Genomic DNA, 13,494 nt, shown 5'->3' with positions numbered 1-13,494 from the left:
ATACACTCATTTGATTCCAGACATTGTAAATCCTTCGACAATGTACTTCTGGAAAAACGAAAAAATAATGATGATCGGAATGACCATGAACGCCGCACCCGCCATTTGCAGGGCGAAGTTATTGGCATACTGTCCTTGCAGCAAGGATAGGCCTACCGATAACGTATACAGGCTCTCGTCATTTGCGATGATCAACGGCCATAGGAAACTGTTCCATCCGGCAATGAACGTCAAAATTCCCTGGACGGCAAATATCGGCTTGGCGATCGGAATGATCAACCGGAAGAAAATATAGAATTCACCAGCTCCATCTAGCCTTGCTGCTTCCAGCAAATCGTCGGGAATCGTCGTCATGAACTGGCGGAACAGGAAGATGCTGAACGCTACCGCAAGTCCCGGTAAAATGATCCCGGCCATCGTATTGGTCAGTCCCATGGCATTCAAAATCAAATAAACGGGAATCATCGTTACCTGCCCTGGAATCATCATGGTAGCAAGGACAAGGTAAAAGATTTTTTCACGGCCCTTAAAATGATATTTCGCAAATCCATAGCCGGCCATTGCATTGAATAGCAGGCCCAGGAAAGAAAACAGGACAATAATAATGGTATTCCGTAAGTAAACCGCGAAATTCATACTCGTAAATAGATTGATATAATTTTCTATGGTAGGGTTATCCGGAATGATCGTCGGCGGGATCGCCAGTACTTCACTTTCCGGCTTGAATGAACTGGAGATCATCCATAGAAACGGGATAGAAACCAAAATTCCGCCTGCAATCAGGAGAAAGATAACAAGTGTTTTTTCCGTCTTGCTCCTTTTAGTAGCTGTAGCCATATCCCCCACTCCTTTCTATTATAATTCCGTATCTTTTTTCTGAAGTTTGAACTGAAAGACCGTTACGATGATAATCATCGCAAACAGGATGAATGAACCTGCGGCTGCATAGCCGAACTCACTGTATTGGAAGCCTTCCTGGTAAATGAAGAGCGCAATCGATATCGTTCCATCCAAAGGCCCGCCATCAGTCATGACAAATGGTTCTTCGAAGAACTGCATCCAACCGATCAGCGTAGTAACCGTTACGAAAAAAGTGGCGTAACGCAGTAATGGCAACGTGATATGGAACAACACCTGAAGCCGGCTCGCTCCATCCATTTCGGCAGCCTCATAGTAGGATTTCGGAATTCCCTGGAGTGCTGCAAGAAAGATGATCATATTGATGCCAATTCCTTTCCAGACGGCCAGAATGATCAACGATATTTTGGCAATCGTCGGTTCCTCGAGCCACGGTATATTTTCTACCGACACCAACGACAAAATATAGTTGAACAGTCCATATTCCGTGTTGTATAAATAACCCCAGATAACTGCGACCGCGATGATATTCGTGATCGAAGGCATGTAATAGACCGCACGGAATGTATTGAAGATCCAGCTGGTGCCATAGTTTAAGAGTAATGCGATGGATAATGATGTAATGATGACAAGAGGTACACCAATAATGACATAGAAAAATGTGTTGAATATAGACTTAATGAACGTTGCATCGGAAAAAAGAGCTTTATAGTTTTCTAAACCGATAAAAGAAATCGCCGACCAGTTCGCCAGCCCTTTCAAGTTCATATCCGTGAAGCTGATCACCAGCGCAACCAGAATAGGAATCAGACTGAACAAAGTCAGTAAAATGACAGCCGGAGCGATAAACATATACGGATGCCGGTTATTCAGTAATTGTTTCATGGAACCACCTACCTCACCTTGGTTAGAAATACTTGGCTTATCCCCATGACCTTATGGTGAAAGCCCTAGTCTTTTCTTATACTTTAATCCTTTAACAAAGTTAAACTTTCCTAAAGTGTAAATAGAAAAGGGAATGAAATTGACATCCATCCCCTTCTCCTTTCAACAAACACGCTTTTATTTTTCTAACAGACGTTGCGCTTCTTTATTGAATGCTTCTAACTCTTTCTCCAAATCAGCTCCGCCTTCGGTAATTCTTTCGATGGAACCTAGAAACTCTTGTGCAATCCGTTCAAACTGTGGTGTTTGCAATCCTGGCTTCGTATTTTCCAGCTGCTTACCGAATGTTTCGAACATCGGATCGTCTTTAAGCATCGGATCTTCCCAGGCTTCTGTACGAGAAGGAAGTGTTTTAGATGTTTCTACCCAGTCCAGTTGAGTTTCGACTTCTGTCATATAGGAAATGAACTCCATTGCACCGTCAACGTTGTCGGCACTTTCAAAGACAGACAGAACGGAACCACCCATGCTTGATGTGTTGGTTTCTTTTTTAGGCATTACGGCAGTGGCCCATTTCCCTTCGATGTCCGGGGCCTGGTCGTTGATGATGTTGACCATCCAAGGACCACTGAAGAACATCGGCTTCGATCCGTCAGCAAATGCTTGTGTGATGTCTTTCCCTTGCTGTGTCTGACTGATTCCTTCTTCAAAATAACTGGTGTAATATTTGATTGCTTCTTTGAATTCAGGTGTATCAATGTTCAAATCATTGTTTTCTAAATCCGCTTCATAACCATTTTGCCATGCGAAAATGAACGGGGTGATCTGGTCGTTACGGTCAATATCAAGACCATACATACCGTCGCCACGGTCAGCCAGTTTGCTTGCTGCATCTTTCAATTCATCCCATGTCTTCGGCGCTTCGTCATAGCCTACTTCTTTTAGCAGATCGGTACGGTAGAAAAGTACCCTTGTATCTACATACCAGGGAATTCCGACCACTTGATCGTCAAATTCCATTGATGCAACAGAACCTTCAAAGAAATTCTCTTTCGCAAAAGAATCATAATCTCCCATTGAACCGGATAGATCTTTCAATGCGCCGGCTTCTGCAAATTCTGGTACCCAGGTCGTACCCAGCTGCACAACGTCCGGACCATTACCGGAAGCTACGGCTGTAAGCAGTTTATCGTGAGCCTGATCCCACGGAATAGCTTGTACATCTACCTTATAATCAGAATTCTCTTCAAATTTTTTACTGAAGTCTTTCAACAGCTTGCCTTCTTCTCCCATCGCCCAAACCGTCACTTCTTTATTATCCTCACTGGATCCCGAATCATCACCGGAAGAACAAGCCACCAAGATACTGGATAAGACTACAATCAGCAAGATCATCATTTTACCCTTCACAACAAGCACCCCTTTTTTGAGTTTTTAGTGAAATTTATTGAAACGTTTCGATAACTGCATTATAATTTATTTTGAATCCGCTTTCAAGTGTGTTTTCTAATTTTTTTGAAAAGTTTCAGGGAACCATTTGAATTAGACCATTTTCTTATTGACTTAGAAAACGCTCCCATTTATACTGCAATTAATATTAATTTCGAAACGTTTCAATAAAACGTATCTATAGGAGGATGTAATATGTCAGACAATAAGATGGAACAATTACTGGAACAAATGACGATCGAAGAAAAAGTCGGCCAGCTCGTTCAATTGGCTACCCCTTTCTTCCGGGGTGCTACCGACCGCGGGGAAATCACAGGTCCGATGGTACAAATGAATATCGATGAACAAGATATCAAAAACACTGGCTCTGTGCTCGGCGCATCCGGCGCAAAGGAAACGAATAATATCCAAAAAGTCCATATGGAAGAAAGCCGCCTCGGCATTCCGCTTTTATTCATGTCTGATATCATTCATGGTTTTAAAACAATCTTCCCTGTACCGTTGGCAATCGGCTGCTCGTGGGATATCGAATTGGCAGAAAAAAGTGCAGCGATTGCAGCCAAAGAAGCAGCCGTAGCCGGCGTTCATGTTACATTTTCACCGATGGTCGACCTCACCCGGGACCCTCGCTGGGGACGCGTGATGGAGTCAACTGGTGAAGATACGTTTTTAAATAGTGAATACGCCCGAGCATTTGTACGAGGCTTTCAGGGGGATCTCGATAACGAAAAATATAAAGTCGCCTCCTGCGTGAAGCACTTTGCCGCTTACGGCGCTCCAGAAGGCGGCCGTGATTACAATACCGTTGACATGTCCGAATGGATGCTCCGGGAAAATTACTTACCGGCTTACAAGGCAGCGCTGGATGAAGGGTGTCAAATGGTGATGACGGCTTTCAATATTTTGAACGGCATCCCATCAACCGGGAATGAGCAATTGATGCGAGGCATCCTGCGTGATGAATGGGGATTCGATGGGGTCTTGATTTCCGACTGGGGCGCGGTAAAAGAATTGATCCCTCACGGTGTCGCCGAAGGTCAGAAGCAGGCCGCAGAACAAGCATTGAAAGCTGGCGTCGATATTGAAATGATGACATCCTGCTATGTCAATCATGTCGAAGAACTGATAGAAGAAGGCGCATTGGAGGAAAGTTTGCTCGATGAAGCTGTGCTGCGGATTTTGAAATTGAAAGAGAAGCTCGGCCTGTTTGAGAAGCCGTACCGTTTCGCCAATGAAGAGGAAGAAGAGAAATATATTCTTTCGGAAGACCATCGCCAGGCTTCAAGAGAACTGGCTGCAAAATCGATTGTATTACTGAAAAATGATGCCCTGCTCCCACTGGCTTCCAATAAAAAAGTCGCGCTCGTCGGTCCGTTTGCTGATAGTACGGATGTGCTTGGGCCATGGTCCTGGGGAGGAGCTTCCGAAGATACCATTACCGTCAAAACCGGCCTGAAAGAACACTTTTCGGATGAAAACCTGCTCGTCGCAAATGGTACCGGGATCGAAGAAGGTACAGAAGATCAAATGCAGGAAGCGTTGCAGGCAGCGGAACAGGCAGAAGTCGTCGTGCTGGCGCTTGGTGAGGATTCTGATATGAGCGGGGAAGCCGGCTGCCGCGCCGACATCCGTCTGCCAGAAGTTCAGCTGGATCTATTGAAAAAGGTAAGAGCGCTAGGTAAGCCCGTTGTAGCCGTTTTATTCAATGGAAGACCACTGGATTTACGAGAAGTTACTGAAAATGCAGATGCTGTAGTAGAAGCATGGTACCCTGGTACCGAAGGCGGAAATGCCGTTGCCGACATCCTGCTCGGCAAGGTCAATCCTTCCGCCAAGCTGACGATGTCCATGCCTTATTCCGTCGGCCAAGTCCCTGTCTACTATAACAGCTACAACACCGGACGTCCGAAAGACGCACCAGATGCACAGGAACGCTATGTATCCCAGTATCTCGACATTCCGAATGGACCACTCTTCCCATTCGGCTACGGATTGAGCTACAGCCAATTCGAATATGCGGATCTTCAGCTTTCTAGCGACACGCTTGCAGCTGATGGCACCTTGAACGTCAGTATTAATGTGACCAACACCAGCGACCTGGCAGGTGAAGAAGTCGTGCAAATGTACGTCCGCGACCATGTTGGCGAAGTCGTAAGACCGTTGAAAGAACTGAAAGCCTTTGAGCGGATTTCACTGGAAGCAGGCGAATCTCAAACGGTTTCCTTCGCGATTACGGAAGAACAACTGCGCTATTATCACGCCGACCTGGAACATAAGAGTGATGCCGGCGAGTTTACAGTATTTGTCGGAACCAATAGTGAAGATGTACTGGCTAAGAGCTTCCGATTAAAAAAATAACAGGATGATCAGACCAAATCGCAAATTGATTTGGTCTGTTTTTTATAACAAAGGATAATCGCAATCTTATGTGGAAGTAAATATAAACACGGACAGGTGAAATTTTTTTAAAGGAGAAAAAGTGATGAACCGATTAAACCTTATTACCCTAGGTACGAAGGACATCGTCAAAGCACATCAATTTTTTAAGGAACTTGGATTTGATACCTCCGTTAGAGGCACAGAGTCAAACCCTGTTATAATTTTCTTTAAAAATCAAGGTACGAGGATAGCCTTGTACCCTTTAGAAGAGCTTGCGAAAGATATCAACGAAGAGAACCCTCCTGCTCTATCGGATGGATTCCCCGGCATAACATTAGCTTATAATGCCAAGTCCATGAAAGAAGTAGATGAAGTATTGAAAAAAGCAGAGGCAGCTGGAGCTACCATCCAAAAGGAGCCTGAAAAGACGGACTGGGGAGGCTATGGAGGTTATTTCACCGACCTTGATGGCTACTATTGGGAAGTTGCCTACGGAGAAGATTGGGAGTTTGACGAATCCAATATGTTAATTATTAACGACCAATAATAGCCATCCAGCTCATAAAAATAATGCCTGGGTTAGTTCCAGGCATTATTTTTATCACATCATCCTATTATCTACTTTCCTCCTGCAGAATATCTATGAAATTATAAAGCACCCGTGCGGTAAGCCCCCAGATCACTTTTTCTCCATAGATATAGAAATATTCCTCCATCTGCCGAGGCCGCCAGTTATAATCCCTGCCATTCGGGATGAGTTCGTAAGGAAAATTCTCCGGCGGCTTCACTTCCAATGTAATATAGTGCACTTCTGGTTCATTGTGAAGGAAAAAAGAAAGTGGCACCGTAAACACTTCCCCTACTTCATCAGGATTCGGGACGATCTCCTCAAGTGAACGATTGATAAAACCGACATACGTATTCACACGCATGTCCATGGAACCAACCAATTGGCCTAACGGAAATATCTGCTCGATATCCTCGTCATCCACTCCCAGCTCTTCCATCGATTCCCGGACTGCTGTGTCCTTATCATGCCGGTCTTCTGCATCTTTCTTCCCGCCCGGAAAACAGACTTCACCCGGCTGCCGGATGTTATGAGAACGCACCTCAAAAAGCAAGTGCAGCTCGCCGTCTTTTTCTATCAATGGGAGCAATATAGAAAATGGCTTCATTTTTTGCTGGCCGAGGATGCTTGGCGTATGGTTTTTCATTTTAGTCATGATGGCATCGAGATTCATTACTTCACCCCACCTAGCTTTTACTTATATCTACTATATCAAACTTAAGGTTATTACATTGTTATAAGCGTCCCTTTTATACAGTGCACTTTGCTGTTAAAATTCAAACCTTTTTGATAGATTGATATGTAAGAATATTTAAATAATTTGATAGAAGAAAGGTGAGACCATGCTGAGACAACTATCTTTTTCCTTTTTGGCCGTAATGATTGGTTTAATGACCATAGTAGGAAGCGCTTCTGCATCTACTGTTACATATCCACAGTCAATCGTACACAAAGACGGGGCTCTGGCCTATGAACACATGAATTATCTCGCAAATGAAATCGGCTCTCGAGTGGCCGGAACAGAAAATGAAAGATTGGGAGAACAGTATATCTATGAACAATTCGAACGGATCGGCTATGAAACAGAGGTTCAGGAATTCAGTTTTGGTAAAGGTTACGAATCTTCCAATGTGATTGCTTATAAATCAGGTAAATCAAACGAACAAATTATTGTCGGCGCCCATTATGACTCCGTATCAGCAGGAAAAGGCGTGGACGATAATGCCTCTGGCGTAGGCGTGATGTTAGAGGCTGCAGAAGTATTGAAAAACATCAAGACACCATACTCTGTCGTATTCATCGCCTTCGGAGCAGAAGAACGGGGATTGCAAGGGTCAAAGGCATACGTCGAGCAAATGACACAGGGGGAAATAGATAACACGGTAGGAATGATCAATTTAGACAGCTTAGCTGCCGGAGATAACATGTATGTATACGGGAACGCCGGCGAGGATGGTTTCATCCGTGATCAGGCATTGAAAATTGCGGATAAGAAAAAATTAGACTTAGAAACGAACCCAGGGCTCAACCCGGGTTATCCTGCTGGGACGACCGGTGACTGGAGCGACCATGCTCCATTTAAAGCAGCGGGTATCCCATATGGGTATCTCGAAGCGACAAATTGGGAAATCGGTTATTTGGACGGCTACACGCAGACGGTAGATCATGGGGAGATCTGGCATACCGAACAGGATAATCTGGCCTTCATCGAAGAGCAATATCCAGGAAGAATTCAGGAACACCTCTCCACTTTTAGTACCGTATTAACTGATCTGCTCAAGTTCATGAATAAAACCAGCACCTCAAAATAGAATGAAGATATAAACAAGACTGGCCTGAAAACGTCGGATATTTTCGACAGAAAAGGCCAGTTTTTCTAATGGTAAAAAAGAGCAATTAGCGTTACAATAAAGAGGTGACCAATATACCAATAAGGGTATATGAATTGTACCATTAGAAAGGAAGAACAGCGATGTCTGAAAAAGCTATGAAAATAGAAGAATCTAACAGCCCGCCTGCATGGCTGCAAGCGTATATAAATTCTACTGAAAAACAACAAAGCCTGTACCGGCGGACGCTGATCATCGTCATCATTGCCCAGATTTTCGGCGGAGCCGGACTTGCCGCCGGGATTACTGTCGGAGCATTGCTTGCCGAGGATATGCTTGGCACCAACAGTTTCGCAGGCCTACCTGTTGCACTGTTCACACTCGGTTCTGCCGGAGCAGCCATGATTGTCGGACGGCTCTCACAAAGGTTTGGACGACGGCCAGGACTGACGATTGGGTTTGTAGCTGGTAGTATCGGGGCGATCGGGGTCATTTTTGCTGCCATCATCAATAGTGTTATTTTATTGTTCGCTTCTCTATTAGTCTATGGTGCTGGAACGGCTACCAATCTACAGTCACGCTATGCGGGAACCGATATGGCCAATACGCAGCAGCGGGCCACCGCCGTCAGTATGGCGATGGTTTCTACCACGTTTGGTGCGGTAGCCGGACCGAACTTAGTCGGTGTCATGGGTAATTTTGCTACGTCCATCAGTGTTCCTGCATTAGCCGGGCCATTCATCCTGGCAGCTGCTGCCTACATCCTTGCCGGATTGGCCATTTTCATCCTGATGCGTCCGGATCCACTCCTTGTTTACAAAGCGTTGGCAGATGTCCAGCCAGTCGATGACAATTCCGCACCAGGTGTAACCCTGCCTGCTTCCTGGAACAAACGAGGCGTGATCATTGGCGCCACCGTCATGATCCTGAGCCAGATTACAAATATTTTTCGTGATCGTCACCTTACCAAAAACCTTGAATATCATAGCTGTAGATTGCTTAAAAAATGTACGAAAATGAAAGAAAAGAGGGATTACATGTATCATTGCTTCTGGCGAAATGCCGCCCATCCCTGGCCAGTACCCTATTACCTCTATCCTCAAGTCAACCCTGCTTTTTCACAAGTACGGCGTGTCAAGTGTATCAGTCCGGCAGAGGTTGAGCTGAAGAGTGACATGCGAAGTCTGTGGGAAGAACACGTTGCCTGGACCCGCATGACAATTATCAGCTTAACCTTTAAACTTCCGGATGTTGATGAAGTGATTACACGACTGCTGCAAAATGCAACCGACATGGGAAATGCGCTCAGACCACTTTACGGAGACAAAATCGGCGACAGGTTTGGCGAGTTGATAAAGGAGCATTTGCTTTTTGCTGCTGACCTTGTCAAAGCGTCACTTGCGGGCGATCAACAGGCAGCCGCCGAGGCGGAAAGAAAATGGTATGCCAATGCAGTTGAAATTGCTATATTCTTAAGTACGATCAACCCTTTCCTAACAGAAGAAGCAGTACGTGAAATGTTCTATAAACATTTGGATCTCACAAAAATGGAAGCAGTATTCATGATACAGATGGATTACAAGAAAGACATTGCCATCTATGATGAAATTGAGGAACAGGCATTAGAAATGTCCGACGCCATCACAGATGCCATTGTAAAGCAGTTTCCAGGAGTATTTGGATAAATACAAAAGCAGCTTCTTTTTGCTTAGAAGCTGCTTTTTATTCCTCCTAATTATTTTGGGCCATGCGCCCAAGCGGCCCTTCTTCATCAATGATATCCTGAATCTCGTAAACAGAAATCGGGAACATCGGAAAACCGAAGACATACGGCGTAATTTCATAGAGCTGAAAATAGATGACCAGCGTTTTATCAGCGATATAGAAGTCCTGATCAGGACGTATGGTTGTGAACCCATCCAGTGTCTGGATCTCCCGCTCCTTTATTTGCGCGTCAATCAAAGCTGAAAGCCTTGCGACATAATCACTTCCCGGCTTAAATAAATCATTCAGTTCACACTGCTTCCCTTTTTGCAGATCGAACGTCAACGACTTGATATACGTCATCCCATGGGCCGCCTGATAGTGGTACGTATAATTGGAAAGGGCCAAGCTGAGCACATCGCGCTGATTGTTCTTGATTTCATACAGTCCAAGCATCTCCACTACTGTCGACGGCATATTCCCCACCTGTTCATTGATCAACTGCTGGGTCTGCCGGACAATCGCACGGTTGATCGTCCGTTCTAACACAGGATTACGCATCGCCACCGCCCGGGGATAATAAACGGTTTTATCCTGACCGCCGCTGATGCTTTCTGTCCTGATTCTTACTGGAAAAGCATTAACCATTTCCTCCACCCTCTGTCATGTAATGTGCGCATGCTCATACCTATTAAAAATTGGGTGGAATTATTACGACCGGATAATGAAGAAATGAAGCCTTCTCCGGATTGCTCCGCTATTCACCACACTAAGTAAATTTACATAAGTTAGTAGCATATGCACATGGCTTCCGCCTAAAGCGACTAATTTTGTGGATGTGGATGTTGATGGAGGGATGAGGATGGTAAATTTTAATTCTTTTCAGGGGACTGTCACTATGATCCAAGACTTTATGACGGGATCGAATGGTGAAGGAGAAGGATGTTATAAGATAATTTCAGTGGAAAACGAAACTGGAGCCATGGTAAATTTCGTGGTGGCTCCAACTACTTATTTTGTTGATCAGGCAATCGTGAACGTTGGAGACAGGGTGACTGGATATTATGATGGGAATGCGCCTGTACCCTTCATTTACCCGCCCCAATACCGGGCCCTTGTGATGGTAAAGGAAACGCCCTATCAAAACGTAAAAGTAGATTATTTCGACGGTCAGCTGGAGAGCAGTGATGGGTTTTTGAGATTGAACCTTGCTCCCAACACGCCAATCTTATTGGCTAATGGTCAGCCTTTCTCAGCAAGTCCTGCAAATCGGAATTTAATAGTTGTTTATGGGCCAGCGACAAAAAGCATACCTGCTCAGACTACGCCTTATAGAGTTATAGTTTGGTGTTAAACGTAAAAAGGATTCCAGCTGCATGAGCTGAAATCCTTTTTTAAAAATTTATTCTTTGGTTACTAGATAGGCTTTATAGTCCGTAACACCTTCTTTCTCTACGTATACTGCTAGTACCCAATCTCCGTTTGGTAGCTCAATACCATTTTGTACTGTGCCATCCCATATGAATTCATGATATGGAATTGGAGCATTTGTGAATGAACCTAAAGTATCTACAAAACCCCCAATTGTTCCATCTTCAGCATTAAATTGATATAAATCATAGGCTAAGACTTCAGCGCCTCCAGGCAGATAAGCACCGACATAGTATGACTCTTCACTTGCTTTATCCATAAACGCTCCTGTTACCCTTGGGTAATCCGGCTCCCCAACGAATAAAATCGTTGGAACTTTGATTGTTTCCTTACCTTCACTTACTAAAACGGTTCCTTCATAGTAACCAGGCTCAAGTTTAGACGTATCTACCTGGACGTTGAAGTTCACCTTTTGAGATTTACCTGCATTGACTTTCAAGTTTTTACTTGTCATTACTTTAATGCCAGCCGGATTATCGGTAAATTGAACATCAAAGCTATAAGTCTTCTTTTTATTGGATAGGTTCTTAATCTCAAAGCTTTGTCTCTCTACTTGCTTCCCACTGTCTTTTACAAACTTGCCAAAGGAATGGCTGCCAGTACCAACGAGGGTTTTAGTATTTAATGCTTCAACCACGCGGATGCTTCCCGCTCCTTGTGTGTTATGCGCATAAGCTGCACCAGTACCCGGATCAATAACATCAACTGCAGTGTTCATCAACGCAGCTTTTACATCATTGGTTTCCCAATTTGGATTTTTCTCCAAAAGTAATGCTGCAGCACCAGCTACATGTGGAGATGACATGCTCGTTCCCTGTAGCGCTACATAACCATCACCAGGGAATGTACTTGTAATGTTCACCCCAGGCGCAGAAACGTCGGGCTTGATCATCCATGACAATGTGACTGGACCGCGGGACGAGAAGTCCGCCATAGTTTCATCTACAGATTTATCAAATTCTATATCAAAAGAAACTTTGTTATTGCCTGTTTCTAACTCAGATAATAACTTTTCTCCATCTTCTAAAGAAGTTTTTATTGTCGGTACTGCCATTCCAGGAACGTTAGGTTGTTCACCGGCACTATGATTAAAAATAATCACACCTAACGCCCCAGCTTCCTTAGCATTGGTTGCTTTATCCACAAATGGATATTCTCCACGTTTGATTAACGCAATTTTTCCTTCAAGATCTTTTTCTTCAAAATCACTAGCAGCACCTAAACCAACATATTCAAACTCGAATTCATCTTCATTCAATGCAAGTAACTCATCATCAGATGGGAATCCCATCACCTTTGCGGTAGGATACTCGACATCTTCAGAAGTGGATAGATCTACTGTATATTCATTGTAAGGAAGCTGTGTCGCTCCTACAGAAATAGCATCACGCGACGTACCTGGTGAGCCTACTGTCCAGTTATCCGGACCAGCGTTACCATTGGAAGTGACTGCAACTACGCCTTCCGCCATCGCCCAGTCTAAAGCGATAGACGTCGCCCAGTCAGGGTTGTTGAGCGAGTTACCTAAGGACAGGTTCATGACGTCCGCGCCATCCAGGACAGCCATTTCAATACCAGCTACTACATCTTCAGTCGTACCACCATCTGGTCCCAGTACACGGTATCCTAGTAATGTAGCATCAGGAGCAACCCCTTTAATCGCTCCATTTGCTGCAACTGTACCAGAGACGTGGGTCCCGTGGTATTGAGTAGGACCCTCTTGCGGATCATTATCATTATCTACAAAATCGTACCCTTTATTATCTCTAAATGCATGAGCTAAATCAGGGTGCGTATAATCAACACCAGTGTCAATGACTGCTACCGTTACACCTTCACCGGTAAATCCAGCTTCCCAGGCCTCATTTGCTCCAATGAAAGGAGCACTATCCATCATTTCTGGACTGAACTCTTCCTCAGAAATCTCTTTCTTTGAGATAACCTCGGCAGTATAGTGAACATTCGGATAGATAGCTTTCACACCATCGACCGATGATAGTTTGATAATTTCATTGGCCGGCAGTTTTACAGAGAAACCAGAGAAAACATAGTCATACTCCCGATTTACATCCGCATCTTTTACCGCCTTTTTCAATTCATTAATCACTTTTCCTCTTTCGGCCTTCAGATTAGCTTTTGTCTGTTTCTTCCCTTGATGCTTTGCTTCTACCATAGACTCCGCTTCGAGCTCGACAATGACCGACGTCGGTCGTTCCGATCCTAATTCAAGGTCTCCGAAAATTTCCGCTGTATCCAATTCTGTAAGTTGGGTTCTGCTTTCATTTGCCCCTGCATTAAAGTTGAATGCAGAAAAAATCAACATAAATGCTAACAGGCTGAATAATACTCTAGATAAATTTCGCTTCATTTGTGTCTTACTCCCTCTCTCAA

Annotated in this window: 11 protein-coding genes; 5 read left to right on the top strand and 6 right to left on the bottom strand. The window is 44.3% G+C overall.

Features of this window, described 5'->3' with window-relative positions; translation table 11 throughout:
• Positions 1-6 precede the first annotated feature (6 nt).
• From ACGTN9_RS00730 to ACGTN9_RS00720, 3 genes are all read right to left on the bottom strand, one after another.
• Entirely contained in the window at positions 7-837 is an 831-nt protein-coding gene (locus ACGTN9_RS00730) for a carbohydrate ABC transporter permease (RefSeq protein ID WP_499589548.1), read from the bottom strand.
• A gap of 18 nt (positions 838-855) precedes the next feature.
• Positions 856-1,743 (bottom strand): carbohydrate ABC transporter permease, encoded by an 888-nt coding sequence (locus ACGTN9_RS00725; RefSeq protein ID WP_499589546.1) that lies wholly within the window; start codon positions 1,741-1,743, stop codon positions 856-858.
• 177 nt (positions 1,744-1,920) lie between these two features.
• Positions 1,921-3,153, bottom strand: coding sequence for a sugar ABC transporter substrate-binding protein (locus tag ACGTN9_RS00720; protein WP_499589544.1), 1,233 nt, complete (start codon positions 3,151-3,153; stop codon positions 1,921-1,923).
• A 234-nt stretch (positions 3,154-3,387) separates the two neighbouring features.
• On the opposite strand from ACGTN9_RS00720, the gene ACGTN9_RS00715 reads away from it, so the two are divergent.
• A complete protein-coding gene (locus tag ACGTN9_RS00715) occupies positions 3,388-5,550 on the top strand; it encodes a glycoside hydrolase family 3 N-terminal domain-containing protein (RefSeq protein ID WP_499589542.1) in 2,163 nt (720 codons plus the stop codon).
• 124 nt (positions 5,551-5,674) lie between these two features.
• The gene (locus ACGTN9_RS00710) at positions 5,675-6,118 is read left to right on the top strand and encodes a VOC family protein (RefSeq protein WP_499589540.1); all 444 of its coding nucleotides are present in this window, start codon (positions 5,675-5,677) and stop codon (positions 6,116-6,118) included.
• A gap of 67 nt (positions 6,119-6,185) precedes the next feature.
• On the opposite strand, the gene ACGTN9_RS00705 is transcribed toward ACGTN9_RS00710, so the two are convergent.
• Entirely contained in the window at positions 6,186-6,812 is a 627-nt protein-coding gene (locus ACGTN9_RS00705) for an NUDIX hydrolase (protein ID WP_499589538.1), read from the bottom strand.
• A 205-nt stretch (positions 6,813-7,017) separates the two neighbouring features.
• Here ACGTN9_RS00705 and ACGTN9_RS00700 point away from each other — a divergent pair, with 205 nt between their 5' ends.
• Both ACGTN9_RS00700 and ACGTN9_RS00695 read left to right on the top strand, forming a co-directional pair.
• Positions 7,018-7,950 (top strand): M20/M25/M40 family metallo-hydrolase, encoded by a 933-nt coding sequence (locus tag ACGTN9_RS00700; protein ID WP_499589536.1) that lies wholly within the window; start codon positions 7,018-7,020, stop codon positions 7,948-7,950.
• A 161-nt stretch (positions 7,951-8,111) separates the two neighbouring features.
• The gene (locus ACGTN9_RS00695; protein ID WP_499589534.1) at positions 8,112-9,653 is read left to right on the top strand and encodes an MFS transporter; all 1,542 of its coding nucleotides are present in this window, start codon (positions 8,112-8,114) and stop codon (positions 9,651-9,653) included.
• Positions 9,654-9,699: 46 nt separating this feature from the next.
• Here ACGTN9_RS00695 and ACGTN9_RS00690 read toward each other — a convergent pair whose 3' ends face one another.
• Positions 9,700-10,320, bottom strand: a complete 621-nt coding sequence (locus ACGTN9_RS00690; protein WP_499589532.1) for a DUF3298 and DUF4163 domain-containing protein — start codon at positions 10,318-10,320, stop codon at positions 9,700-9,702.
• Positions 10,321-10,534: 214 nt separating this feature from the next.
• On the opposite strand from ACGTN9_RS00690, the gene ACGTN9_RS00685 reads away from it, so the two are divergent.
• Positions 10,535-11,026, top strand: coding sequence for a hypothetical protein (locus tag ACGTN9_RS00685; protein WP_499589531.1), 492 nt, complete (start codon positions 10,535-10,537; stop codon positions 11,024-11,026).
• Between the two features lie 48 nt (positions 11,027-11,074).
• On the opposite strand, the gene ACGTN9_RS00680 is transcribed toward ACGTN9_RS00685, so the two are convergent.
• A complete protein-coding gene (locus ACGTN9_RS00680) occupies positions 11,075-13,471 on the bottom strand; it encodes a S8 family serine peptidase (protein WP_499589530.1) in 2,397 nt (798 codons plus the stop codon).
• Positions 13,472-13,494: the final 23 nt, after the last annotated feature.

Source organism: Halobacillus sp. B23F22_5 (genome assembly GCF_043497085.1).
In the GTDB taxonomy this organism is placed as follows: domain Bacteria; phylum Bacillota; class Bacilli; order Bacillales; family Halobacillaceae; genus Thalassobacillus.
This window is presented reverse-complemented; position numbering and strand designations above follow the sequence as displayed.

Coding starts and splice junctions, on each gene's coding strand:
- ACGTN9_RS00725 (WP_499589546.1), bottom strand. CDS start 1,743: ATGAAACAATTACTGAATAACCGGCATCCGTATATGTTTATCGCTCCG.
- ACGTN9_RS00700 (WP_499589536.1), top strand. CDS start 7,018: ATGATTGGTTTAATGACCATAGTAGGAAGCGCTTCTGCATCTACTGTT.
- ACGTN9_RS00690 (WP_499589532.1), bottom strand. CDS start 10,320: ATGGTTAATGCTTTTCCAGTAAGAATCAGGACAGAAAGCATCAGCGGC.
- ACGTN9_RS00710 (WP_499589540.1), top strand. CDS start 5,675: ATGAACCGATTAAACCTTATTACCCTAGGTACGAAGGACATCGTCAAA.
- ACGTN9_RS00705 (WP_499589538.1), bottom strand. CDS start 6,812: ATGAATCTCGATGCCATCATGACTAAAATGAAAAACCATACGCCAAGC.
- ACGTN9_RS00680 (WP_499589530.1), bottom strand. CDS start 13,471: ATGAAGCGAAATTTATCTAGAGTATTATTCAGCCTGTTAGCATTTATG.
- ACGTN9_RS00715 (WP_499589542.1), top strand. CDS start 3,388: ATGTCAGACAATAAGATGGAACAATTACTGGAACAAATGACGATCGAA.
- ACGTN9_RS00685 (WP_499589531.1), top strand. CDS start 10,535: ATGGTAAATTTTAATTCTTTTCAGGGGACTGTCACTATGATCCAAGAC.
- ACGTN9_RS00695 (WP_499589534.1), top strand. CDS start 8,112: ATGTCTGAAAAAGCTATGAAAATAGAAGAATCTAACAGCCCGCCTGCA.
- ACGTN9_RS00730 (WP_499589548.1), bottom strand. CDS start 837: ATGGCTACAGCTACTAAAAGGAGCAAGACGGAAAAAACACTTGTTATC.